This window comes from Bacillus sp. AK128, from assembly GCF_053903075.1.
This window is the reverse complement of sequence record NZ_CP096379.1, coordinates 3,260,685-3,286,980: the sequence shown is the minus strand read 5'-3', so window position 1 is coordinate 3,286,980 and position 26,296 is coordinate 3,260,685. Positions and strand designations below refer to the sequence as shown.

Below are 26,296 nucleotides of genomic sequence, written 5' to 3'. Positions count from 1 at the left end.
AATTGGGGATGGTTATCAACATAATAACTATCCTATTCAAGATAGTAACTACTGGAAAGTCGTCTTCTCCATATACTGTGCATTGAAACAAAGAAAAGTATTCTAGTAGAATAGAAAGATAGTAGAAACATATTAAATTTAGGCTCTGTTAATCTTTGTTGTTGGTTTTGGTTACAGGCCATTCACGCCAGTAAAATCTTTAACAGAGCAAATTATAAAAAGGGGATGTCAGAGGATGACACTTCAAATAGTACTTGGAAGATCTGGGAGTGGTAAGACTTTCCGTTTTTTAGAAGAGGTACGTGGGGAATTGCTAGCTAAACCGATTGGCTCTCCTATTGTTTATCTCGTTCCAGATCAAATGACGTTCCAAATTGAATATGATTTAGTACAAACGCCAGGTCTCGGTGGTATGCTCCGTACCCAAGTTTTCAGCTTTACACGCCTCGCATGGAGAGTGTTGCAGGAGACTGGTGGGATGAGCCGGTACCATCTAAATAATGTTGGGACAAGCATGCTTATTAGAAGAATTATTGAGAAACGAAAGCAGGATTTTGTCGTTTATGGAAAAGCAGCTGAAAAAGCTGGTTTTGTTGAACATATAGAATCGATGATTCAAGAATGCAAGCGGTATTGTGTAACTCCTGTTGGAATTAAGCAGCAGTTAGAAAGTTTACAACATGGAGGTGAAGGGGATGTTACTCTTCTCCATAAACTCCATGATTTCTCAATCATCTTTGAGGAGTTCGAACAGGAATTATTTCAGAAATACGTAGATTCAGAGGATTACCTCCGTTTGCTTGCAGAGAAAATTCCACAATCGGCTTACTTAAGGGAAGCGACACTTTATATTGATGGTTTTCATAGCTTTACACCACAGGAATTTGAGGTTTTAGCAAAGCTATTAGAGGTTTGCAAAGATATCCAAATAGCGATTACCCTTGACAGGCCGCTCACTAGGGAACCTCATGAGCTTCAGTTATTTCATATGACAGGTAAAACCTATCTTAAGCTAAAAGAAATTGCTGAACAGATGGGGAAAGAGGTAAAGGTTGTTGTTCAATCAGTAAATCTTCGTTCAGAAGCTGTTCCTGGTCTTCAACATCTTGAGCAGCATTTCGAATCTAGACCGACTGTACCAGCAGAGAAAGACACTGGGATTCAATTACGATCAGCAGTGAATCGTCGAACAGAGGTTGAGGCTGTTGCAAGAGAAGTACTCCGACTTGTGCGCGATGATCACTATCGCTATCGAGATATGGCCGTCATTCTAAGAAATACAACGGTTTATCAGGATTTACTTGAAACTATTTTTGAGGAATATGACATTCCTTTATTTATTGACCAAAAGCGGGCGATGCTTCATCATCCTTTAATTGAATTCATTCGATCTGCGATGGAAGTAATTTCAAGTAGCTGGAGATATGAAACGGTATTTAGATGTGTAAAAACAGACCTCATGTACCCAGCCGAAGCAGACGAAGCAACCATCAGAGAAGACTTTGATGTATTGGAGAACTATGTCCTTGCGTATGGGATCCAAGGATATCGATGGAAAGACAAAACAAAGTGGAAATACAGTAGATTTGTCGGAATTGATGATCAAGGCTTAGCGAAAACCACATCAGAAGAGGAGACAGAGCAAAAGATTGATCGGCTTCGGACGATTATTTCAGTGCCTCTTTTGCAATTTGAAGGAAGGTTAAAAAAGGCGAAGACGGGAAGACAATATGCTGAAGCCCTATATCTGCTATTGGAAGAGCTCGAGGTCCCAACAAAGCTAGAAAAGTGGCGCTATGATGCAGAAAATGAAAATGAGGTAACCAGGGCTCGTGAACATTCACAAGTATGGAGTGCGGTTGTCGAGTTATTGGATCAATTTGTTGAGTTAATGGGGGAAGAAGAGGTCTCCTTCCCAATTTTCCAATCTATGATGGAAGCAGGCATTGAGGCATTACGTTTTGCTCTAGTCCCACCGGCCATCGACCAAGTTGTCGTTGGGGATTTTGAACATTCACGTTTCTCAGGAATTAAGGCAACCTTTATTCTTGGCATAAATGATGGAGTCATTCCTGCTGTTCCTAGTGAGGATGGAGTCTTAAATGAGAACGAAAGAGAGCTTTTAGGGAATACAGGGTTAAAGCTCGCCCCTGGAGGAAAGCAACAGCTACTGGATGAGCAATTTTTATTATATATGGCTGTTTCATCACCAGCAAACCAGCTATGGCTTTCCTATCCATTAGCGAATGAAGAAGGGAAATCACTGGTTCCATCTATTTTTATCAAGAGAATCAAGGACTTATTTCCTTCTATAAGAGAAGAACTTGTACTCCAAGACCCAACAGAATTATCGGAACAAGAGCAGCTAGAGTATATAACGACTCCTTATAAAACCATTGCTTATTTAGCTTCTCAGCTACAGCTTTGGAAAAAATATTATCCAATTTCACCTCTATGGTGGGATGTGTACAATGCATATGAGCATCAGAAGGAATGGAAAAGTCTTCGAACAAGAGTATTGAAAAGCTTATTTTATCAAAATCGTGAAAAGGCATTACCAACTCAGGTGAGCGAGGAGCTTTATGGAAGTACACTTGTTGGAAGTGTGTCAAGAATGGAGTTATTCCAGAGTTGTCCTTTTTCGCATTTCGCATCTTACGGACTACGCTTACAGGAACGTCAAATCTATCGCCTTGAAGCTCCAGACATCGGTCAATTCTTTCATGCAGCCTTAAAGATGATGGCGGACGAGCTTCAAAGGCAGAAGCTTACCTGGAGTGAATTAACGAAAACACAAAGTGAAGTGCTAGCCAACCAGGTTGTAAATATACTTGCACCACAAATTCAAAAGGAAATTCTGCTAAGCTCTAACCGCTATCATTATTTAAAGCGAAAGCTAACAAATGTAATTAGTAGAGCTTCCATTGTATTAAGTGAACATGCCAAAGCGAGTGGATTTACCCCGGTTGGTCTAGAGCTAGGCTTTGGTCGAAATGGACAGCTACCAGCTATTCAGTTAGATCTTGAAAACGGAGCAAAGCTTGAGTTAATGGGTCGAATTGACCGAGTAGACATGGCAACGGGTTCAAAAGGTACGTATTTACGAATTGTTGATTATAAATCAAGTCAAAAGGCTCTAAATCTATCAGAGGTTTACTACGGATTATCCTTACAAATGTTAACCTATCTCGATATTGTTCTATCTCATTCAAAGTCTTGGATTGGGCACGAAACGAAGCCAGCAGGTGTCTTATATTTCCATGTTCATAATCCATTGCTAAAGACAAAATCTGAGCTGTCTTTAGAAGAAATCGAAGAGGAGCTATTGAAGAGCTTTAAGATGAAAGGGTTACTTCTTGGGGACGAAGAGTCTGTTAGATTAATGGATTCCACCTTAGAAAGTGGGCATTCACGAATTGTTTCGGCAGGACTTAAGAAAACAGGTGGCTTTTATAGTAATTCATCTATTGCGAGTGAAGAGGAATTTACTCATTTGCGAAAATATGTGAGGAAAACCTTCCAAAATATTGGACAAGACATTGTCAGTGGAAATGTCGAGATTAGTCCTTACCAATTAAAGGATCGTAAACCATGTACGTATTGTAGTTACAAGCCATTTTGTCAATTTGATGATGGTCTAGATGAAAATAAATTCCGTACTCTACAAGGTTCTGATGATACGACTGTATTAGAACGTATAAAGCAGGAGGTGTTACAGCATGAAACTCTCCCTTCCAGCTAAACCTGAAGGAGCTCAGTGGACAGATGACCAGTGGAAAGCTATCACTGCAAGAGGATTAGATATATTAGTGGCTGCTGCTGCTGGATCGGGAAAAACAGCCGTTCTCGTAGAACGAATCATTCGAAAAGTAATGGATAAGGACCATCCAGTAGATGTTGATCGACTATTAATTGTTACGTTTACGAATGCCGCAGCTGCTGAAATGAGACATCGAATTGGAGAAGCTCTTGAAAAAGCTATCTCTGAAAATCCAGCATCCTTACATTTAAGAAGGCAGTTAAGTCTATTAAACCGTGCTTCTATTTCGACGCTCCACTCCTTTTGTTTAGAAGTAATAAGAAAGTATTATTATCTCATTGATATAGATCCTTCATTTAGGATTGCAGAGGATACAGAAGCGGAGCTACTTCGTGAAGAAGTCATGGAGGAGTTATTTGAAGAAGAGTATGGAACCGAAGGAAATGAGGCGTTCTTTGATTTAGTTGATCGCTATACGGGAGATCGAAGTGATAGTGACCTACAGATTATGGTAAGGAAGCTTTATGACGAATCACGTGCCCATCCAAGTCCTGATCTTTGGTTACAGGGGTTAATGGATGCTTATCAAATTTCTGAGAATACAAGAGTTAATGATCTAAGCATCCTATCTGTCCTTCAAAGAGAAATATACATGCAGCTAAGTGGGGCAAAAGCGATGCTACACCAGGCATTAGAGATGACCAGAATTCCAGGTGGTCCAGCACCAAGGGCTGTTAATATTGAAGAAGATCTAAAACAAATTGACGAGTTAGAGAGAGCTTATGAATCAAGCTGGGAGGAGCTTTATGAGCGAATTCAGCAACTGAAGTTTAGTACTCTCAAAACAGTTAAAGGTGATGAGTACGACGAGCTTCTTAAGGAACAGGTGAAGGATTTAAGGGAACAGGCTAAGAATGCGGTTAAGCAAATTAAGGAAGACTTTTTTGATCGACAGCCGGATTCCTATTTACAAGATTTACTTAAGATGAAGCCTTCTATAGAAGCTTTAACCCAGCTTGTGCGTAAATTTGGAGAGCGATATGAAAAGGTGAAACTATCCAAAAGCTTAGTTGATTTTGCAGATTTAGAGCATTACTGTTTGAATATTTTACGAGAAAAAACGGCTGGAAGTGATCACTACACACCATCTGCAGCAGCTTTATATTTCAAGCGTCACTTCAATGAAGTACTAGTAGATGAATATCAGGATACGAACTATGTCCAGGAGTCTATTATTCGTTCTGTATGTAAGGACAAGCCTGATGCTGGGAATTTATTTATGGTCGGAGATGTCAAGCAATCGATCTATCGTTTTCGTTTAGCTGAGCCTGGACTTTTCTTGAAAAAATATAAGATGTTTTCTCCTGAAGGCAATGAGCATGGGCTGAGAATAGACTTGTCTCAAAACTTCCGAAGCCGTTCAGAGGTGTTAGATGGAACGAATTATATTTTCAAACAGATTATGGACGAGCAGGTTGGAGAGATTACCTATGATGAACAGGCAGAATTGAAGCTAGGAGCAAGTTATCCAGAGCATCATGATACGAAAGCAGAATTACTTATTGTCAATCATGATGGTGATGAACAGCCAGAGGTGGATGAGGAGCAAGGTTTTGATCCAGCTGAATTAGAAACTGTTCAATTAGAAGCAAGGTTAATGGCTGGTAAAATAAAAGAGCTTATTCAACAGCAGTATCAGGTGTTTGATAAAAAGCTTGGTCGAAATAGAGATATAACGTATCGAGATATTGTGATTCTACTTCGATCAATGCCTTGGGCTCCCCAGATAATGGATGAGTTTAAGCAACATGGTATCCCCGTGTATGCGGATCTTTCTACAGGATATTTTGAAGCAACCGAGGTTTCGATTATGTTATCACTGTTGAAGGTGATTGATAACCCATATCAGGATATTCCCTTAACATCTGTCCTTCGTTCACCAATTGTTGGGTTAAATGCAGAAGAACTTTCAATCATCCGTTTAAAGGATAAGAAAGGTTCGTTTTATGATTCAGTAAAAGCATTCATTGAAACAGGAGTAGAATCCTCCTCTTACAGTCAAACGTATGAGAAGCTTATGGAATTTTACCTGATGCTTCAAAAATGGAGAAAATATGCCAGACTTGGATCTTTATCCGAATTAATTTGGAGAATTTATCAGAAGACAGGCTATTTTGACTTTGTGGGAGGAATGCCAGGTGGCAAGCAACGACAGGCGAACCTCCGGGCACTATATGATCGCGCAAGACAGTATGAATCCACTTCGTTTAGAGGGCTATTTCGTTTCCTCCGCTTTATTGAAAGAATGCAGGATCGCGGAGATGACCTTGGAACCGCAAGAGCATTAGGTGAACAGGAGGACGTTATTCGAATTATGACGATCCATAAAAGTAAGGGTCTTGAGTTTCCTGTCGTATTTGTAGCAGGGCTTTCTAAACCTTTTAATGTGAGAGATTTGAATGGGACCTTCTTACTCCATAAAGACCTTGGGTTTGGTTCAAAGTATATCGATCCTGTGTTAAGAATTACCTATCCAACACTTCCACAGCTTGCGATTAGGCAAAAAATGAGAAATGAGATGCTGGCTGAGGAAATGAGAGTTTTATATGTTGCCTTAACACGGGCAAAGGAGAAACTCTATTTAATTGGGACAGTCAAGCGGTTAGAGAAAAAGCTAGAGCAATGGAATCAGCAGCTTCTAAACCAGGAATGGCTTTTACCAAGCTATGAGCGATCAAAAGCAAAATGTTATATGGACTGGATTGCCCCGGCATTAATAAGACATTCTGATTCAGAGGTGTTAAGAGAGGCTAGTGAGCAATCCTCTACCCTTGATGCTGAGGTCTCCACCCACCCATCGAGATGGAACCTTTCGTTGATTGATCCGAGACAGCTAGAATTGCCAGTTGAGGGAGTGGCGGGCATTGATGAAAATCTCCTTTCAGCTATTAGAAAAGGTGAACGAGTTTCGCTTGAGGGAGAATTTAAAGCAGAAATCGAAAGCAGACTAACTTGGGAATATCATCATAAAACGGCTACTCTTCATCGTTCCAAACAAACTGTTTCGGAGATTAAGAGAATGAGAGAGGTTCATGATGCGTATAGTGAGACAACCCTTGTAAAATCCTTGAAAAAGCCTATTACGGATCGCCCACGTTTCTTGCAGGAAAAATCGTTAACCCCGGCTGAAAAAGGAACTGCCATGCATATGGTGATGCAGCATATCCGGTTAGATCAACCAGTAACAGAAAAAGAGGTAAATGAGCTACTTGCCTATATGGTTTTCAATGAGCTATTAACAGAAGAACAATCTAGTCAAATAAATGTAACTGGAATTGTTACTTTTTTTGAAACAGTATTAGGGCAGCGAATTTTAAAGGCAACTGATGTTATGAGAGAGGTACCGTTTAGTTTAGGGTTACCTTCACATGTGGTTTACCCAGATTGGCAGGGTGAGTCGGAAACAATCCTACTGCAAGGGGTAATTGACCTTTTATTTGAAGACGAGCATGGTACGGTGTTGTTAGATTTTAAAACAGATGTGACAACTGGAATTTCAAAAGGCTCCAAACCATTAGAACAGATCTTGAAAGATAGATACGAAGTTCAGGTGGAGCTATATAGTAAGGCAATTGAACAAATATGGAAAAAACCACTTCAAGAGAAATACCTTTATTTCTTTGATGGTGAACATCTTGTGAAAGTATAAAATAATTCTAGAAGCACGGACATCTAAAAAGAGTTCGTGCTTTTTAGATTCTCGGAAATTACAAAATCTGTTAGCCCATCAAGATAGATTGATAGTTTTCGGCATGGTAGAATAGTTCTATTAAGAGAGGTAGGAGCTGATTAGATGAGAATCTTACATACGGCAGATTGGCATTTAGGAAAAACGTTGGAAGGGCGAAGTCGGTTGGAGGAACAGGCTCAGTTTATGGACGAGCTTGTCGATATAGTAGAACGCGAGAAGGTGGATGTCATTCTCATGGCTGGTGACGTGTTTGATACGGTAAATCCCCCAGCATTAGCTGAACAACTGTTTTATGAAGGGATTTCTCGCTTATCCAATAATGGAAACCGTCCAATCTCGATTATTGCAGGGAATCATGACAGCCCGGATCGACTAATGGCAGCTGCTCCACTTGCAACTAAACAAGGAATATCTATAATCGGATTTCCAACTGTACAAGTCCAAAACATCTATGTTCCTACTACTGATGAGACCTTAAAGCTAGCAGGATTACCTTATCCATCCGAATCTCGATTAGCAGAAGTACTTTCGGAAATTAATGATGAGCTTGCCCTACGAAATAAATATGATGAACGGATTAGAGGAATGTTTGAATTTATGAGCCAACAGTTCTCTCCTCATACAGTGAATATTGCCATGAGTCATTTGTATGTACAGGGAGGAAGTAGCACGGATTCAGAGCGTCCCATTGAGGTAGGTGGTGCCTATACGGTTGCTGGTACAAGCCTGCCTAAACAAGCGCAATACGTAGCTCTTGGTCATCTACATCGTCCCCAAATGATTAAACGTGCTGAAACGATTGCTCGCTACTCTGGTTCGCCATTAGCCTATAGCTTTTCTGAAGCAGGTTACACGAAGTCTGTCTCAATCATTGATGTAGTACCAGGCGGCGAAGCACAGGTGACGGAGGTATACCTGTCATCTGGTAGACCGTTAGTTAAATGGAAGGCAACAGAAGGAGTCGCTCAGGTACATCAGTGGCTAGAAAGCGGGAAAGATCAAGGTGCATGGATTGATCTAGAAATTAATGTAACCAATGCTTTATCTATTGAAGAAATCCAACGTATCCGAAAAGCACATGCAGGGATTATTCACATTCGTCCTATTTTTGAGGAAGAGCTAAATCAAGCAGAGTTAGCGGCAACTAATCTACCAATTGATGAGCTTTTCAAACGTTTTTATGAAAGACAAACTGGTGGTGCAAAGCTTGAGCCTGAGCTTTTACAAGTATTTTTAGAACTGTTAAATGAAGAACCATCAAATGAGGGAGAGGAGGAATAAAATGAAACCGATTTTACTATCAATAGCTGGTTTGCATAGCTTTCGTGAGAAGCAGGAGGTTGATTTTGAAGCACTTTGTGAGGGAGGCGTATTTGGGATTTTTGGCCCAACAGGCAGTGGGAAATCCTCCATACTTGATGCGATGACACTAGCCCTATATGGAAAAGTAGAAAGAGCGTCTAATCAAACTCAAGGGATCATGAACCATGCCGAGGATGAATTGACAGTTTCATTTACCTTTGAACTTCTCCATTCATCAGGAACAAAGCGTTATATCGTCGAAAGAAGCTTTAAACGTGCGGATGAAATTCGTCTACGAGCAGGTTCTTGTCGACTCATTGAAAAGACGGATGAAAGTATTGTGCTTGCCGATAAAACTGGTGAGGTTAATCATAAAATACAAGAGCTTTTAGGTTTAACGATTGAAGACTTTACACGAGCGGTCGTGTTACCACAAGGTAAATTTGCTGAATTTCTATCTCTAAAAGGTGTCGATCGTCGTCAAATGCTGCAGCGGTTATTTCACCTTGAAAAATATGGGGATCAGCTTGGTAAAAAGGTAAAAACAAGATTGCAGGAAGCTAATCAAAAGGTAAATGAAGTTCTAGCGGAACAAACAGGTCTTGGTGATGCATCACAAGAGGCAATTGATGCAGCTACTAAAGAAGCAAACGATATCGAAATCCTTTTAACTAAGAGAAAAAAGGAATTAACTGAAATCGAGAAAGCATATGACAAACAAACGAAGCTTTGGCAATTGGAGCAAGACAAGCAGGAGCTAATCGAAAAGCTAAATTCCTTACGGGCAAATGAAGAAACAATCCAAAATTTAAGTAAACAAGTGCAAAGGTCTGACGAAGCGATTAAGCTACTTCCTTATGCGGAGGAGCTCTCCCAAACAGAAAGTCGATTTCAAACGACTGAAAAGAAGAAGATAGAGCTTGAGAATGCTTTATCTACTTACCAGGAAAGCTATCAAAAGGCTGAATTGGAATATACTGAAGCAAATAAAAAGAGAATCGTCGAAGAGCCGGTCTTACTATCTCAAAAGGAAAAATTATTGGGAGCAAAAGAATTATCCCTTTCAAAAGCAAGGCTTGAGAAAGAACTTAAGGAAGTAGAAGACCAGCTGACTTCCTTACAGGAAGAATTAGAGCTTGAGCAAAAACGTTTACAGGAAAACGGATCCTTGCTAGAAAGAGGTCAGGCAAAGCAAAAGGAACTTAAGCTAGAGCTAAGTAAGGTAACCATTACTTCTGAGATGAGAGAACAGCTTCAAAGTGCTCGTGACCAAAAGAATGATATGGAGCATTTGAATAAGCAGCTAGAAGAACAAACGAAGGCCTCTCATGAACGGAGTACACAAATAGACCAAACCAAGAAAATAATTAGTCAATACAATAAGCAAGCGGAAGCATATGATACTAAATTAATGGGCTCCTTTAAGCAAATCGAAAGCATCTATGAACAAATTTGCGAGCAGGAGCGGAAGCTTGAATTTGCGAAGCATTATAGTGAAAGTACGATTGAGAACTTAAGGGCAGAACAGGAAAGCAATCGCGAGAAGAAACTTGCTGAGCATTTAGCTAGTCGTTTACAAGAGGGACAACCATGTCCGGTATGTGGTTCTGTTGAGCATAAAATTAGCCACAACGGAGAACCTTTGGATGAAAAAGATCTAGAAGCTCAGATGGGGAAATGGAAAAAAACGTTAAATACACTCCAGCAAGCGATTCATCATGTAATTTCCTTGAAGCTTTCGCTTGAGCAACTCGCAGATACACTAGTTAATGAAGGTGTAAGTTCAACTGTGTTCTCAGCTCCTCTAGTAAGTTTACAGTCTAATTCAGGTGTTGAGATTGAAGAGATTGAAACACTTATAACAGAAATAAAGGCAATCGGTCAGGATGTTCTTCAACAAAAAGAGCTTGTTCAAAGAGAGTTGAAAAATAAGCATCAGGTTCAACAAGACCTATCAGAGCAGATGCATGTGATGAGGGTTTTAAACGATGAATGGGATCAATTAAAAAAGAAAATCGAGAAATTGCAACAAGAGGAATTAACGGCTAAGAATAAATGGCAAAATGATTTCCCAACGTTTAATCTAGAGACCTTTCAAGATCGATTAAAGGAATTAATGGATCAGGATAAAGAAGCGCAAGCCTTACAATCTCGGATTGAAAAAAGTATTACCTTTATTGAGGAAAAAGAAGAGGTTGTAAATAGATTAAAGGAACAAGTGAATGGGTTAGAAAAGAAGCAAATTGAGTTGAAAGGCCAATTTAACTATAAAAAAGAACGAGTTCAAGAATTGTCCATGCAAGTCAAGCAGATCACTAATGATGGTGACGTAGACTTATTGCTTAAGGAAACCGAGTCAAAGCTAGAGCGCTTATATGAAGATGAAAAAGAGAAGCTGCGAGTTTATCAGGAACTAGGTAGGAAATTACAAGGAACTGAAGGTGAGCTGAAAACTCATATTGAACTGATTAAAGATCTTCAACAGCAGCTTGAAAAAGCAAAGGAAAAATGGATCCTTCAGAGCAAGGATACTGAGTTTAAACAGCTAGATGATTTACAACCGGTCATCTTATCGCCTACGAAAACGAAGGAAATTAAGGAACAACTCCAACTTTATACCGATCAATTTAAACAGTTGAATCATCAATTATCCGTTATTGAAAATCAGTTAGGTGACCAAGTTATTTCAGAAGAGAGCTGGATCCAAACAAAAGAGTTATTTGAAGAGATGCAGGAGCAGTTGCAAGAACTTGTTGAGCAAAAGGGTTCAGTAAATCAGACGTTATTATTGTTAAAAGAAAAGCATACCAGGTATACAGAACTAGAAGAAATTCGTCAGCAGTATAATGAAAAGAGTGAACAGCTCGGGAAGCTTCAGCAGGTTTTAAAAGGGAATAGTTTTGTAGAATTTTTAGCAGAAGAGCAACTTGTTCGTGTAGCAAGGGATGCTTCTGAGCGACTGGGCTTACTAACAAGGCAAAGATATGCGATTGAAGTAGACTCGACTGGCGGATTTATTATGAGAGACGATGCAAACGGGGGAGTAAAACGACCTGTTAATACTCTCTCAGGAGGGGAAACCTTCTTGACTTCTTTAGCACTAGCACTCGCTTTATCTGCACAGATTCAATTACGAGGCGAATACCCACTTCAATTCTTTTTCCTAGATGAAGGGTTCGGGACACTAGATGGTGATCTATTAGATACCGTCATAACTGCACTGGAAAAGCTGCATACTAATAATCTTTCAGTTGGAGTCATCAGCCATGTACATGAACTAAGACAAAGACTGCCTAAGAAACTAGTCGTGGAGCCTGCCGAGCCTTCAGGAAGAGGGACTCGAGTAAAGCTTGAAATACTATAATGATTGCAAGGATTAGAGTGAATGAAGGTTCTTTGGGGAAAATAAAACGTAAAGTGAAGTGAAATCCCAGGAGGTAAAAAGGCTTTGAATAGATGCGAGCTTTGTGGGAGGTCTGATGTTGAAACAACGGTACACCATCTTCTACCGAAGGAGAAGGGGGGAACATTTGGACCTACTGCTCTGTTATGTATACCCTGTCATAAGCAAATCCATGCTTTATATACGAATGAAGAAATTGCCGTCCGTCTAACCACGATTGAGGAATTAAGACAGGATGAAAAACTGGCTAGTTTTGTGAAATGGATTAGGAAACAGCCGCCAGGAAAGGTTATGAGAATAAGAAAATCCAATGAACGAAAACGTAAAGGGCGATCATGATCTATACGAAAAGGCTTCCTTAATAGGGAAGCCTTTTCGCATTGTAAATAGAATTCTTCAATTTACGTCAGTTGTTTGCTGATCGTTAATATCCGGATCGAACGTGTTGGTTGCACTAATTCCGTTATTCGTACAAATAAAATCACCGGTATTAAATGCACCTGAACCTGCATTTGTTTTAGAAGAACTAGTTGGTGATATATTTAGTGAATCGCCAAAATTTACGACTCCTCCGCCAATACTGTTAATGGTAATAGGTCCAACGATTGATGGCATATGGTACACCCTTTATTTCTTGTGTCAAACTCTTCCCGAGTCCAAATCCGTGCTTTCTACTTTGTAGTGAAGGCCGTTCCTCGTAAATTGAAAAAGAGAGAAAACTTATTTGAAAACAGCCTACTGGTATGATCTATTAATAAACTATGTTAGAAATGGAGAATGGGTTCGACATCACTCATTAAAAATTATCATCGATTATTTGTCGGATGTGTTTTACTCGCGCTTCGGCTGTTATATGACTTGTCGATCCAACTTGTATAACTGATGCATTGGAAGCACCGATTACATATAGGGACTGAACCTTAATAACAGGGTTCTCATGAACAAAAGTCGTGGAAACAGGTTCGTCGATTACTGGAGAAGGAATGGGCTCTGAGAAAACAGAATAGGAAGTAAAGTCAGCTTCATTTTCTATAAATAAAGGATGTTGCCGTTGGACAGCAATAGCTCTTGAGTTTGCTTGAATAGCGTGAGCATCGCCAATTTCAAAGACAGAGCTAAAGGCAAGTGAGTTTATATATATATTAGGAACAATAGAACTCCGTCGATTCATGCTTTAGCCTCCTTCTTACTAACTAGCTTAATGGCACAAATGGTCCGATAATAAGTGATTCTGGTGGTGTGTCAAAAGTAGAGGAAAGCGAGATGGTTTCAGTATCCCCAATTAAAAAAACAGAGGAAGAGGAAACCCCGACCACTTTTATATGTCCAACTTGAATTCCTTTATTCACTACCGTAAAATTCATGAGTTTTCATCCTTCCATTCCTTAGGTAAATGCTGTATAAATGCTGAAAATGCTTGATCAATATCTGACTTCAGCTTAAGAGTTACCTGCTCTACTACTAGTTCAGAGCGTTCTTCATTCGAGCGCTGTTCAACTGGAACCTGTTCTAAATAATAGTTTATTCGTCCCTCAAGCTGCCTTTTTACATCCTGAATCATAAAATCATAATACGACTCATTATGTGGAACACCTAACTTATTTTCAATGTCCTGAATCATCTGATATCCATTTGCGGAAAGATGTTCGTCAATAGATTGACGAACTCTTTGTTGTATTTGTGGTAAGAGTGCTTGGTTCGGTGGAACATTCAATCCACCTTGATTAACAGCAAACTCTTCTACTTGGTCGGTATTGTATGGATTTAGTCCAATATTTAAAGTGCCTTCTAAAGTTTCCACCTTTAATTGATCGAACTTATATTCAATTTTTTCGATATTAGTAGCGGGTTTGGTCTTTAATTCCTTCATTTCGGTTTGCAATGTTAGAATGGATTTCTGAAGGTTATTAATTTCCCTTTGCTGCTGCTGAATGTATTGGTGAAGCTGCTGTAGATACGGAGTTAGATCATACTGATTGTAATGGTTATACATAATTTCACCCTTTTCTTTAGAAATCTCCCGAAACATAAATAAAGTGCATGCCTTATCATATGTTCAATCTTAAAAATGGGTGAATGCCTAGAAAAAAACTAAGAAGTTGGCGGTGTTAAAGGTACAACGGGTCCAGAAAGAGCTCCTCCTGGCGTCCCGACCGTAGGTGCAGGTTCTTTAAACCCTCCTGTGTTATATAAGTTTGACATTGGTTTAATCAACCCAGCACTCCCGATTTGTAAAACAGAAGAGTTAGAAACACTTCCTACTTTCAACATATTAATATTTATATTTTGATGGATATAGAAGTTCATGAGCACTCCTCCTTTAAGCTAAATCAATGACTGGCTGGTCGACCCCATCAGAATCTTGGGTATTCGTTGCACTTTGATTGTTAATGACCCGGAGTCCATCACCAGTATTAAAAGAACCAGCTCCGGAAAATGTTTTGGCTGAGGAACTTGGGGTAATCATGAATACATCCCCAATATTAAACACACTTGATGCACCGATACTAATTACTTTTACTGCCCCAACAATTGCTGGCATAAAAAACACCCTTTTTATAAAAATTCCATGGAGTATCCTATGACAAATGCCCGTTTTTGTTTACAGTAGATTAATTAACAAATATTAGCAGAACCGAAGTATAATAGAAATGAATAAAAATTTTAAAAATTGGAGACATAATCTATGCAACCTTTTAACCCGATTACCGAAAAGGAAAGACTACACTCATTGGATGTTATTCGTGGCTTTGCCATCTTAGGTATATTCCTTGTGAATATGGCATCCTTTCATTCGCCGGCATTATATATTGGCACTCATAAGGAGCTTAGTAATCTGGATTTATGGACAACAAGCTTTATCGATATTTTCGCACAGGCAAGTTTTTATACCCTCTTTTCATTTTTATTTGGTTATGGAATGATTATTTTCCTGGACCGTGCAAAAGAGAAAGGGCTATCGTATAAGCTTTTATACATGAGAAGATTGCTTGTATTATTGTTGATCGGATTAATTCATGCATTTCTAATATGGCATGGCGATATCCTCATTACCTATTCATTAATTGGTGGTATTCTTCTTTTATTTTATCATGCAAGGCCAAAGGTACTGCTTGCTTCAAGTTTATCAATCTTACTGATACCAGCTGTACTAATAAGTGGATTATTACTACTAGTATCTATTTTGTCACCAGCTGATGCACAGCTACCACGTAACGAGTTGATGATGGAACAGTCCCTAGAAAATTATAAATATGGCACTTTCTTTGATGCAACCTCTCAAAGAATTACCGATTACTTTTTTGTGAATAATTTCGCAGCTGCACCTTTTTTACTAATTTCCTTATTTCCATTATTTTTACTAGGTGCTTATGTAGCTAAAGTGAATTGGTTTAGAGAAAGTCAAAAGTATAAGAAGGCGATTCTTATAACATGGGGGATTTCATTTATTGCAGCAATTCCTTCAAAGCTCCTTCCTTATTTGACGACTAAAAACGTAGCAACTGAATTTGTTCAGGATGCAATTGGTGGGCCTGCACTTGCTCTATTTTATGCGACGACATTTGTCTTATTAATGGAGAAGAAGGTTTGGCAGAAAATCCTAAAACCATTTGCTTTGGTAGGTAGGCTATCTATATCAAATTACTTATTCCAATCCATTGTTTGTACAACGCTCTTTTATGGTTATGGATTTGGTCTTTATGGTGAGATTACACATTTTCAAGCACTTCTATTAACTCTTGCCATTTATGTCATTCAGGTTGTCATTAGTTATTTCTGGTTGAAATTCTTTATTTATGGCCCCGTCGAATGGGGATGGAGATCATTGACCTATGGTAGAGCACAGCCATTCAAAAGGAGGTAAGGTAATTGAGGAAATGGTTACTTAAAGAAGGCGATAAGTGGGTAAAAGATGGCATAATTACAGATCTTCAATTTAATCAAATTTTAAAAAGGTATGAAAATGAAAAGACATCAAATTTGCTGCCCCTTTTTGCTAGTATTTTAATAGGGTTAGGAATTTTATCATTTATTGCTTCCAATTGGGATGGAATTCATGACCTTGCAAGAGTAGCTATTATTTCCATTGTGATGAGTGCCTTTTATATTGCTGGAGAACGTGCCCATCGAAAAGGGAATGAGCGATTAGGAAATGGCTTGCTCGGAATAGGCTTGATGTCATTTGGTGCTGGAATTTTTCTACTGGGCCAGATGTATCATTTTCAATTTTATGATGGGAGACCTTTCATCATCTGGGCCTTGGCAGGATTAATGGTTGTTCAAGTATGGAAAAGTAGGTTTTTACTTACGCTGACGATTATTATTATCACAATCGGTCAAATGTACACAATGGTTCAATTTTCAACATTTAGCTATTTACTTGGTTTACTATTATTAGTTGGAGTAGGACACTTTGTTTATCACCGACCAAGTCGTTTAATTAGCACATTGTTCTCTCTGTCCTATTCGATTACTTCATTATTGCTAGTGATTCATGAAGAATGGAACTACCATTTTCTCTTCCTTTTCTTTTTGGCTCTTTATCTTGTTAGTGAGCTTTTAAATAAAAAGGAGGTAACAAGACCTGTTCAGCTAACCATGCAAGTAGGAGCTGTGCTTGTTACAATCTTTACGATCTTTTTCTACGAAATGATTAGTAGATATGAGGAACTGAATACAAATGGATTAACCATCTACCCAATCATTATTGCCATTTTAATTGTGGCTTTCATATGGCTTAAAAAGAAAAAAACCAATGATTTATCTGATCTACTATTATATTTACCTTTCTTTTATGTAGGTGCCTTTGTAGATGTTCTGTATTTATTACTTCTATTTATTTATTCAATTAGTCTTTTAATAATTGGTTACAAAGAGGAGATAACTGAAAAAGCTTCGTTTGGTACCCTTTTGTTTTTGATTAGTGCGTTTATCGGCTATATTCAACTGGCATGGGCCTTTATGCCAAAATCAATCTTCTTTTTACTAGGTGGAATCATCTTATTTATCTTGAGTTGGTTTTTAGAGAAACGAAGACGTAATCTTGTAAAGGGAGTGAGAAAAAGTGATTAAACGAACTCTTTTTTATGGAGTAATCCTTTTGCAAGTCCTATTTCTCTTACTTATGTCAGTTTCTTATTATGCAATTGATTGGTTCGGAGAAGAAATTCGTTTAAAAACGGAGCCAGTGGATCCGAGGGATATTTTTTACGGTGATTATGTCATCTTACATTATACGATTTCTACTATTCCGAAGGAGTTATTTGTAGATTCCGAGGAGCTATCCTATGATGAACCTGTTTATGTAGTACTCGAGCAAGATGGAGACTATCATCAAGCGGTTTCTGTCAGTCGAAATGAACCTAATATTGAAGATGATCAAATCATCTTAAAAGGTCGATACTTATATAATTTTAATGAGCAGGAGCTGTTCATTGAATATGGATTTGAACGTTATTTTATTCCTGAAGGTACAGGGGTAGAGTTAGAAGAAAATCGTGACAATATGGAGGCAACTATTAAAATTGCTCCATGGGGTCAAATGAAAATTGATGAGCTACGAATTTTAGAATAATAGGTAGAAGGGGATTACTTATGTAATCTCCTTTTCAAACTTATTTTGGCAAGGAGAGTAAGAGCGATGAAAATTGTTTTAATTGGCTCGGGAGGAGCCGGAAAGTCAACTTTGGCTAGGATTTTAGGGGAACAGTTAAATATCGAGGTGATTCACCTAGATGCTCATTTCTGGAAAGCGAACTGGCAGCAAACACCACGACCGGAATGGATGAGCTGGCAGGAAGAGGTTATACAAAGAGAAAACTGGATTATTGATGGTAATTACGGAAGTACAATGGAAGTTAGATTAGCAGCTGCGGACGTGATCATATTCTTAGACTTTTCAAGATGGATTTGCTTGAAGAATATTGTGAAGAGAAGGATTATGTATCATGGGAAAACTCGCCCTGATATGGCAAAAGGCTGTCAAGAAAAGCTAGACTGGGAATTTATTAAATGGGTGTATGATTATCCAAAACAGAAGGCACCGGATATTAGAAAAAAGCTAAAGGAACTAGAGTCAACGAAGGAGATTTTCCATCTAAAAAACAGAAAAGAAATTCCACTATTGTTAAATAAACTAAAAAATGACTGATCCTAGGTAGGATCAGTCATTGTAAGTGATGTATGGAAGCTTGGCTTAATGAGAACCCACTAATCGCTAAATAACGGTAGGAGGTAAGCTTTATATCTATAAGTTTGTCCAATTCTTGACTACACTTTACTGTTTCATTTGCTGTAAAACCTAACTTCATGGCTAAGCCAATCATTTCTGCTCTTTTTTCTTCAATTAATAATTCTAGCATCTAGCTTCTTCCCTTGCATAATATTTATATGGTCATACAACCTGACTAATAAATATATTATACACATTCTACTATTAATCAAAACGCATTCGTCAAAATTAGTGATATTCCTACAAAAGTTCTGAAAAACTAACAATTTTTTTATAGTCATCTATAGGGTGATTAGCAAGAATATGTAATATATAACATTTAAATAGTCTCGTTCAGGGTAGCCTCTAAATAAAAACGCTCAAGGAATGATTTTCCCTGAGCGGTATGTAATATCTCCGACCTAAGCTAGCACTTCTTTAATTTGAGTGATGGCCCAATCTAAATCTTCTTGTGAAATAACCAATGGAGGTGCAAAACGGATTACATTTTCATGTGTTTCTTTACAAAGCAATCCTTTTTCCTTTAGTTTCTCACAATAAGAACGAGCTGGTTCTTTTAGTTCTACTCCAATAAATAACCCTCTACCACGAACCTCTTGAATAACAGGATTATTAATTTCCTTCAACTTGTTAGCAAAATATGTACCTAATTCAAAAGATCTTTCTGCAAGCTTTTCGTCAATTAATACATCAAGTGCAGCAATTGAGACAGCACAAGCAAGTGGATTTCCTCCAAAAGTGGATCCATGAGAGCCGGGTTCGAAAACACCTAATACATTTCGATTGGCAGCCACACAAGAGATAGGAAATACTCCACCACCTAAAGCTTTACCTAAAATGAACATGTCAGGTTTAACGCCTTCCCAATCACAGGCAAACATCTTGCCTGAACGAGCTAATCCAGCTTGAATCTCATCGGCAACATATAAAACATTATTTTCTTTACAAATATCAAATGCTTCCTTTAAGAATCCGTCTCTAGGAATCTTAATGCCAGCTTCACCTTGAATCGGTTCAAAAATAAACGCAGCCGTATTAGGGGTAATTGCAGCTTTTAAAGTTTCAGTATCTCCGTATGGTATAATCTTAATTCCTGGAAGCATCGGTCCAAACCCACGCTTATACTCTTCGTTTGATGACATTGACACCGCTGTCATAGTACGACCATGGAAGTTTTCTTCAGCAACAATGATTTCAGCCTGGTCAGCCTGGACACCTTTAACATCATAAGCCCAACGACGAACCGCTTTAACAGCTGTTTCCACCGCTTCGGCACCTGTATTCATTGGTAACACCATTTCCATTCCAGTTAACTTCGATACCTTTTCATACCAAGGTCCTAATTGGTCATTATGGAAAGCACGTGAGGTAAGCGTGATTTTATCAGCTTGATCCTTTAACGCTTGGATAATTTTTGGATGGCGATGCCCCTGGTTTACTGCTGAATAGGCACTAAGCATGTCCATATACTTATTACCTTCTGGATCCTCTACCCATACACCTTCTGCTTTTGCTACAACTATTGGTAGTGGATGGTAGTTATTTGCACCGTACTTTTCAGTTTGTGAAATAATTTCTTGAGTTTTTGTCATGAATAATCCTCCAATCTGATTTTCAAGCACTTACAAAGACAATTTACATTATAACAATATTGTACTCCATTTTGTTAATTTCAAAGCTAAATCTTCATTTTTGCAAATAAATCGTGTATGATGAGTGTGGACAATCGTAAGAACTAAGGAGGATTACATATGATTCATTTTCACGTAACAACATGGTTTTTAACTCTAGTATTATTTTTCGTTGGCGTATACTTACTAAAAGCTGATAAAAAGAAGCCATTAAAAATTATTCAAATGATTCTACGTCTACTTTACCTACTCGTACTAGGTACGGGCTTGCATCTTCTAGCCGCATACTACCAATTCCAAGGTGAAGCGTTAATTAAAGGAATTATTGGACTGTGGGTTATATTCTGTATGGAGTTTATCCTTACTCGTGGTGGTAAAGGAAAACCAACCAAGATCTTTTGGATTCAATTAGTCATTTCCCTTGTCTTAGTATTCTATTATGGCTATGTTAGATTAGGATAAATCGTTTGTTCTAGAAATCCCATTTTCATTTAGATGAAGATGGGATTTTTTTATGGTAGAAAAAGGAATTTCGTTGATAAATTTAGAGTATTCGTTGATAAACTATAGATTTTCGTTGATAAACAGTAAGGAATCGTTGATATGTTAGGTTGTTTCGTTGATAAAGCAGTAATTTTCGTTGATAAACCCATTTGAGCTGGACTTGTAAAGGAAGTATACACTTGAAAATAGACAAATTTTCTTTTGTAGGTTGGCATTACCGTATTAACTTGCTACTTTCCTAATTAATCTTGCGACTTTGGCTTAGAATCTTGCAGAAACACCATAGAATCTTGCCAGGAGCTGATAAACTTGCTGATTTCCTGATTAATCTCGCGACTTTGACTCAGAATCTTGATGAACCCACCGATAATCTTGCCTCGCCCCAAAATACTACCCCTATCAATCTTGTGCACATAACCTTAAATACTCGCAACAATAATTCTAAACATTCATAAAAAAACAGGGACTACAATAGCCCCTGTTTTAACTTATAAATTGGTCAAGATATGGCGTTTGCCGTTATTTAAGGTGACCTCAAATCGATCATTTCGTTCAATCCCTCGTTGAAAATGATGGTGAACGGAGCATAGCTCTTCACCGTTATCATAGACAATAAAATTTACTCCTTGTGAAGGCTTTGTCTGAACCTTGAAAAATAGTGAATTGTGACAGTAAATACAATCAAACACCGAAAACTGTAAGGTGTTCAACAGATTAATTAGCTTTTGAAAAGCTTCATCAGATAACTCATTTAACCATTCTTGATAAACATAGGTCAGTGGCTTTTGGATTTTTAATTGGTCTCCATCTTTGATTGCATAGACTTGTTTTCCGATGGCCACACCGTTTTCAAATGAATGAAAGGTTTCCCAATTATTATTAATTTTGATTTGATACGTATCGTTAATAATGTCTGTCAAAGCAGAAGGTTCATCCTGTTCATCAAAGAAAACCCATTGTTTATGAATAGCTTCAACTGACCCAATCATGTATGCTCTCTCCTGATGTGGGAGCTGCTCTAGTCGTTGTTGTAGTTTCATGGCTTCCTCCGTCATTCAATCAGTCTTATCTTCATTTGTTGACAGAAATAGACTAAATTATAATCCGTTCCTATATTTTATTAAAAAAAATAATTATTGTGAGGCACACCACTATAAAGTCAACGGAATGTTTATTTAACAATTATGGAAGCCTTTTCTTTGGTATGCTTGTGCGCTATAACTTAAGCTTCCTTGTAGAATCCTTTTAAAAACTCGTGCATAGAATGGAAGGAGTGTTTGCATCGTTTGAACAGAACGAGGGAAAGGATGATGACACCATGTGTGGAATTACAGGATGGGTATCCTATAAACAATCATTAGAATCGGAAGTGAACACCGTAGAAAAAATGGCAGAAGCTTTGAAGCTTCGTGGCCCGGATGATACGAATGTATGGGTCAAACGACATGTAGCTTTTGGACATAAACGATTAGTTGTTGTCGATCCTGCTGGTGGTAAACAGCCGATGAGTAGGAAAAAAGGTGACCTTTCATATACAATTTGCTATAACGGTGAGCTATATAATACTGAGGACATTAGAAAAGAATTACTTTCAAAAGGATATACATTTCAATCTCACTCAGATACAGAGGTTTTATTGACTTCGTTTATCGAGTGGGGCGAGCAATGTGTTGAATACTTAAATGGAATTTTTGCTTTTGCGGTTTGGGATGAGCAAAATGAAAAGTTGTTTATTGGTCGAGATCGGTTAGGGGTAAAACCACTATTTTTTCATGAACAAGATGGAAACCTAATTTTCGGTTCCGAGCTGAAAGCCATTCTTTCTCATCCATCAGTGAAAGCCGAAATTGGTTTGGATGGGTTATCTGAAGTATTTGGGTTAGGCCCTTCACGTTCACCAGGACACGGTGTATTTAAAGGTGTGAAGGAGCTCCGACCTGCTCATGCCTTAACTTATTCAAAAAACGGATTGAAAATTTGGCGATATTGGAATGTTGAGAGTAAACCTCATACTGAAAATGTGGAAGAAACAGCTGAAAAGGTAAGATTTTTATTCACAGATGCAGTAACGAGACAGCTTGTTTCTGATGTTCCTGTCATGACCTTTTTATCTGGAGGTGTGGACTCGAGTGCAATTACTGCAATTGCCTCTGAGGCTTTTGAAAAAGAGGGAAAGGGACCGCTTCACACCTATTCAATTGATTATGAGGATAATGATAAATACTTTAAAGCCAATGAATTTCAACCAAACTCTGATCAGCCATGGATTCAGCTAATGTCTGACACATTCAAAACTGTACACCATAATTCTATTATTACAACCGATCAGTTAGTTGATCATTTAACCGACTCGGTATTGGCTCGGGACTTACCTGGGATGGCAGATGTAGATTCTTCACTTCTGTGGTTTTGTAAAGAAATTAAAAAGGATTTCGTTGTTGGACTTTCAGGTGAATGTGCGGATGAAATATTTGGAGGGTACCCTTGGTTCCATCGACCTGAGGATCTTGCATCCAGCGCCTTCCCTTGGATGAGATCAACAGAGCTTAGAGAGGGACTTCTGCAATCTCACTGGAGACAAAAGTTGAACCTGAATCAATATGTACAGGATCGTTATGATGAAACCGTGAGAGAAACGCCTGTCCTTGATGGTGAGACACCACAAGAAGCCCAAAGAAGACAGTTATTCTATTTAAATATGCTTTGGTTTATGACGACTTTACTTGATCGAAAGGATCGGATGAGTATGGGGGCGAGCCTTGAAGTACGTGTCCCGTTTGCTGACCATCGATTAGTGGAATATGTGTGGAATATACCTTGGGATATGAAAATGCATGATGGTCGTGAGAAGGGGATCCTTCGTAAAGCACTAGAAGGTATTTTACCTCATGATGTATTATATCGAAAGAAGAGTCCTTATCCTAAAACACACAACCCTAATTACACAAAGGCTGTAAAAGGTTGGTTGGAAACTATACTGCAAGATAAATCATCTGCTCTTTATCACTTCTTTGATGCCAAAAAGCTTAAGGATATTGTTGATACAGAAGGAGAGGCATTTACAGTCCCTTGGTTTGGTCAGCTCATGACGGGTCCACAGCTACTTGCTCATCTTGCCCAAATTCACGTTTGGTTTGAACATTATGGAATTAATGTTAAAGAATAATCTGTAAACTTTAAAAGTACACCACTTCATTCGAATGGGTGTACTTTTTTGTAATATGGGAGTAAATCCAATCAAATTCCTAAATAGGACATTATAGTTGGTCTTAAAGATAAAACTATGTATAATGTCTTGTAGGTTTATATTTAAAAAATCATGACCACTCTAGTAAAAAATGATAAGAAAGAAACAGGGAGGAACGGACATTGAGCAGGAAGGTAGTATTAGTGCTTATTCCGTTTCTTCTTTTTTGTAGCCAGGTAATGGCTGTTGAAAAAGAAGAACGTAGTTGGCAGGATGAAATGGTCTATTCGATCACGATTGATCGGTTTTTTAACGGAGATGCAAACAATGATATTAACGTGAATATCCAAGATCCATTGGCTTATCATGGGGGAGATTTTCAAGGAATCATTGAAAAGCTAGATTACATAAAAGAGTTAGGATTTACGGCGATTTCTTTATCCCCAATCGTAAATAATGACACGAACGGTTATCACGGCTATTGGCCTGAGGATTTTTATGAAGTAGAAGAACATTTTGGAACAATTGATGAGTTCAAACAATTAGTAGAAGAAGCGCATGCACGTGAAATGAAAATAATGGTTGACTTGGCTATATCTCATATAGGTGAGAGTCATCCTTGGCTTGCCGAACCAAATCAATCAGATTGGTATAGTAGAGAAGGAGCCGATGGATTCCTTGTTTCAGGACTTCCCCAACTAAACTACGAAAATGATGAGGTAGTAGAATATATCATTGATATGGCAAAATGGTGGGTTTCAGAAACAAAAATTGACGGTTATCGTTTAGTGAATGCAGCGATTCCTCCAAATGAATTTTGGGAACGTCTTGGTACAGAAATCCAAGAGCTAAATGAAGATTTTATTTTAGTGGGTGACCGAATAGAAGAAATGGATCAATGGGGATCATTCTCCAACTATGAGTTTCAAAAAGAAGCTACTGAAACATTTAGTGAGTTTGATCAACCCGTGGATGAGCTATATCAGCTTTGGGAGCAACAACTAAATACTGGGTCTAATATAAATGAAACCGTTAATTTTATAGATAATGAACAAACGGTTCGTTTTACAAGAGAGCTTATTGAAAAACAGCAAAACCCAGAAACTCGTTTGAAACTAGCTTTAACCTATTTATACAGTGCACCAGGAATTCCAATGGTCTATTATGGTACAGAGATTGCTTTAGATGGTGGCGAAGTACCGGATAATCACCGAATGATGGCCTTTCGAGCGGACAAGGTTATTATTGATTATATGAAGAAACTAGCGGAGATTAGGGCGCATCATTCCTCACTTCGATATGGTGATTTCGAGATGATTTTTAGTAGTGAAAATATGGCTGTGTTTAAACGAACTTATGAAGGCGAGTCCATTATTGTAGCACTCAATAATTCAAGTGAGACCATTGCTGCTGAAATTCCTGAAGAAGTAATTGGGAGTAACCTAGAGCTTCGTGCTTTATTAACCGATGATGTTGTACGAGCAAATGATGGAATGTTTAGGCTTGCGATGGATCGTGAAACTTCTAATATCTTTATGCTACATGAAAGAACCGGGGTAAATTGGACATTTATTATGGGAATGCTTGGTGTATGGACATTGTTTGGACTATTTATTTGGTTTGTTAAGAGGAAATCCAAACGAGTTGAAAGTTAAAAGTTGATTGAAAGTATTTTCTTTGATAAATATAAAGAAACAAGTTATTTAACCTGAATATATAAAAACCAGATGTAAAAAGCACTAATGGTAGAACAGTTTAGGGTATATTACTATAGTGAATTTCTAAAGGGGGCTAATTAAATGGAAAATCTTCGAGGAAAAACAGCCATCATAACAGGTGCTGGTAGAGGAATTGGTAGAGCCACAGCTATTGCTCTTGCCAAAGAGGGAGTAAACATCGGTCTAGTTGGATTAACGATGAGTAATCTGGAGAATGTAATCGCAGAGCTTTCAGAGTATGATGTAGATGCATCTGCTGCTGTTGCTGATGTTAGTGATTTAGAATCCGTACATAGTGCAGTTGAGCATATCAAAAGTGACTTAGGTTCAATTGATATTCTTGTTAATAATGCTGGAACCGCCAAATTTGGAGGTTTCCTTGATCTAACTCCAGAGGAATGGGAAAACATCATCCGCGTAAACGTGATGGGGGTATATAATGTAACAAGAGCAGTCCTACCTGGAATGATTGAGAATAAAACAGGTGACATTATCAATATCTCCTCATCAGCAGGACAAAAAGGTGCGCCAGTAACGAGTGCATATAGTGCCTCTAAATTTGCGGTTCTGGGATTAACAGAATCTCTTATGCTTGAGGTGAGAAAGCATAATATCCGTGTTAGTGCATTAACACCAAGTACAGTAGCAACTGACCTGGCATTTGACACGAACTTAATAAGCGAGAATAACCTAGAAAAGTTCATGCAACCTGAAGATCTTGCAGAATTAATTGTTTCTCAATTAAAGCTTAATCGCAGAGTATTTGTTAAATCAGCGGGACTATGGTCAACAAACCCATCTTAATTTA

22 protein-coding genes are annotated in these 26,296 nt (G+C 38.3%); 13 read left to right on the top strand and 9 right to left on the bottom strand.

Going from position 1 to position 26,296, the window contains the following annotated elements; genetic code table 11:
- The first annotated feature begins 235 nt into the window (after positions 1-235).
- The 5 genes from addB to M1D60_RS16465 all read left to right on the top strand — a co-directional run bounded on the left by addB (position 236) and on the right by M1D60_RS16465 (position 12,555).
- The gene (gene addB, locus M1D60_RS16485) at positions 236-3,742 is read left to right on the top strand and encodes a helicase-exonuclease AddAB subunit AddB (RefSeq protein ID WP_456275926.1); all 3,507 of its coding nucleotides are present in this window, start codon (positions 236-238) and stop codon (positions 3,740-3,742) included.
- Positions 3,720-7,469, top strand: coding sequence for a helicase-exonuclease AddAB subunit AddA (gene addA, locus M1D60_RS16480; RefSeq protein WP_456275925.1), 3,750 nt, complete (start codon positions 3,720-3,722; stop codon positions 7,467-7,469). The genes addB and addA overlap by 23 nt, the downstream gene beginning before the upstream one ends.
- Before the next feature lie 144 nt (positions 7,470-7,613).
- On the top strand, positions 7,614-8,792 hold the full coding sequence (locus tag M1D60_RS16475) for an exonuclease SbcCD subunit D (RefSeq protein ID WP_456275924.1): 1,179 nt from the start codon (positions 7,614-7,616) through the stop codon (positions 8,790-8,792).
- Position 8,793: 1 nt separating this feature from the next.
- On the top strand, positions 8,794-12,177 hold the full coding sequence (locus M1D60_RS16470) for an AAA family ATPase (RefSeq protein ID WP_456275923.1): 3,384 nt from the start codon (positions 8,794-8,796) through the stop codon (positions 12,175-12,177).
- 84 nt (positions 12,178-12,261) lie between these two features.
- Positions 12,262-12,555 (top strand): HNH endonuclease, encoded by a 294-nt coding sequence (locus M1D60_RS16465; RefSeq protein ID WP_456275922.1) that lies wholly within the window; start codon positions 12,262-12,264, stop codon positions 12,553-12,555.
- Between the two features lie 57 nt (positions 12,556-12,612).
- Here M1D60_RS16465 and M1D60_RS16460 read toward each other — a convergent pair whose 3' ends face one another.
- The 6 genes from M1D60_RS16460 to M1D60_RS16435 form a co-directional block, all read right to left on the bottom strand.
- Positions 12,613-12,831, bottom strand: a complete 219-nt coding sequence (locus M1D60_RS16460) for a spore germination protein (RefSeq protein ID WP_456275921.1) — start codon at positions 12,829-12,831, stop codon at positions 12,613-12,615.
- Between the two features lie 181 nt (positions 12,832-13,012).
- Positions 13,013-13,387 (bottom strand): spore germination protein GerPE, encoded by a 375-nt coding sequence (locus tag M1D60_RS16455; protein WP_456275920.1) that lies wholly within the window; start codon positions 13,385-13,387, stop codon positions 13,013-13,015.
- Positions 13,388-13,409: 22 nt separating this feature from the next.
- The gene (locus M1D60_RS16450; RefSeq protein ID WP_456275919.1) at positions 13,410-13,580 is read right to left on the bottom strand and encodes a spore gernimation protein GerPD; all 171 of its coding nucleotides are present in this window, start codon (positions 13,578-13,580) and stop codon (positions 13,410-13,412) included.
- On the bottom strand, positions 13,577-14,209 hold the full coding sequence (gerPC, locus tag M1D60_RS16445; protein ID WP_456275918.1) for a spore germination protein GerPC: 633 nt from the start codon (positions 14,207-14,209) through the stop codon (positions 13,577-13,579). Before gerPC ends, M1D60_RS16450 begins: the two co-directional genes overlap by 4 nt.
- A 98-nt stretch (positions 14,210-14,307) precedes the next feature.
- The gene (locus M1D60_RS16440) at positions 14,308-14,523 is read right to left on the bottom strand and encodes a spore germination protein GerPB (RefSeq protein ID WP_456275917.1); all 216 of its coding nucleotides are present in this window, start codon (positions 14,521-14,523) and stop codon (positions 14,308-14,310) included.
- A gap of 13 nt (positions 14,524-14,536) precedes the next feature.
- Positions 14,537-14,758 carry a spore germination protein gene (locus tag M1D60_RS16435; RefSeq protein ID WP_456275916.1) on the bottom strand — a complete coding sequence of 74 codons (222 nt, stop codon included), beginning with the start codon at positions 14,756-14,758 and terminating at the stop codon, positions 14,537-14,539.
- 144 nt (positions 14,759-14,902) lie between these two features.
- On the opposite strand from M1D60_RS16435, the gene M1D60_RS16430 reads away from it, so the two are divergent.
- The 4 genes from M1D60_RS16430 to M1D60_RS16415 all read left to right on the top strand — a co-directional run bounded on the left by M1D60_RS16430 (position 14,903) and on the right by M1D60_RS16415 (position 18,367).
- The gene (locus M1D60_RS16430; RefSeq protein WP_456275915.1) at positions 14,903-16,081 is read left to right on the top strand and encodes a DUF418 domain-containing protein; all 1,179 of its coding nucleotides are present in this window, start codon (positions 14,903-14,905) and stop codon (positions 16,079-16,081) included.
- A 5-nt stretch (positions 16,082-16,086) separates the two neighbouring features.
- Positions 16,087-17,289, top strand: coding sequence for a DUF2157 domain-containing protein (locus M1D60_RS16425; protein ID WP_456275914.1), 1,203 nt, complete (start codon positions 16,087-16,089; stop codon positions 17,287-17,289).
- Positions 17,282-17,791, top strand: coding sequence for a GDYXXLXY domain-containing protein (locus M1D60_RS16420; protein WP_456275913.1), 510 nt, complete (start codon positions 17,282-17,284; stop codon positions 17,789-17,791). The genes M1D60_RS16425 and M1D60_RS16420 overlap by 8 nt, the downstream gene beginning before the upstream one ends.
- 66 nt (positions 17,792-17,857) lie before the next feature.
- Positions 17,858-18,367, top strand: coding sequence for a DNA topology modulation protein (locus M1D60_RS16415; RefSeq protein WP_456275912.1), 510 nt, complete (start codon positions 17,858-17,860; stop codon positions 18,365-18,367).
- Positions 18,368-18,383: 16 nt separating this feature from the next.
- Here the strand turns inward: M1D60_RS16415 and M1D60_RS16410 are convergent, their stop codons facing one another.
- Positions 18,384-18,578, bottom strand: a complete 195-nt coding sequence (locus M1D60_RS16410; protein ID WP_456275911.1) for a Spo0E family sporulation regulatory protein-aspartic acid phosphatase — start codon at positions 18,576-18,578, stop codon at positions 18,384-18,386.
- Between the two features lie 271 nt (positions 18,579-18,849).
- On the bottom strand, positions 18,850-20,040 hold the full coding sequence (locus M1D60_RS16405; RefSeq protein ID WP_456275910.1) for an ornithine--oxo-acid transaminase: 1,191 nt from the start codon (positions 20,038-20,040) through the stop codon (positions 18,850-18,852).
- A 159-nt stretch (positions 20,041-20,199) separates the two neighbouring features.
- On the opposite strand from M1D60_RS16405, the gene M1D60_RS16400 reads away from it, so the two are divergent.
- Positions 20,200-20,541, top strand: coding sequence for a YisL family protein (locus M1D60_RS16400; RefSeq protein WP_456275909.1), 342 nt, complete (start codon positions 20,200-20,202; stop codon positions 20,539-20,541).
- Positions 20,542-21,071: 530 nt separating this feature from the next.
- Here M1D60_RS16400 and M1D60_RS16395 read toward each other — a convergent pair.
- Positions 21,072-21,623, bottom strand: a complete 552-nt coding sequence (locus M1D60_RS16395) for a DUF2777 family protein (protein ID WP_456275908.1) — start codon at positions 21,621-21,623, stop codon at positions 21,072-21,074.
- 278 nt (positions 21,624-21,901) lie between these two features.
- On the opposite strand from M1D60_RS16395, the gene asnB reads away from it, so the two are divergent.
- The 3 genes from asnB to M1D60_RS16380 all read left to right on the top strand — a co-directional run bounded on the left by asnB (position 21,902) and on the right by M1D60_RS16380 (position 26,292).
- A complete protein-coding gene (gene asnB, locus M1D60_RS16390; RefSeq protein WP_456275907.1) occupies positions 21,902-23,749 on the top strand; it encodes an asparagine synthase (glutamine-hydrolyzing) in 1,848 nt (615 codons plus the stop codon).
- A gap of 203 nt (positions 23,750-23,952) precedes the next feature.
- Positions 23,953-25,425 (top strand): alpha-amylase family glycosyl hydrolase, encoded by a 1,473-nt coding sequence (locus tag M1D60_RS16385; RefSeq protein WP_456275906.1) that lies wholly within the window; start codon positions 23,953-23,955, stop codon positions 25,423-25,425.
- Positions 25,426-25,569: 144 nt separating this feature from the next.
- Positions 25,570-26,292, top strand: a complete 723-nt coding sequence (locus M1D60_RS16380; protein WP_456275905.1) for a 3-ketoacyl-ACP reductase — start codon at positions 25,570-25,572, stop codon at positions 26,290-26,292.
- The last annotated feature ends 4 nt before the right edge of the window (positions 26,293-26,296 follow it).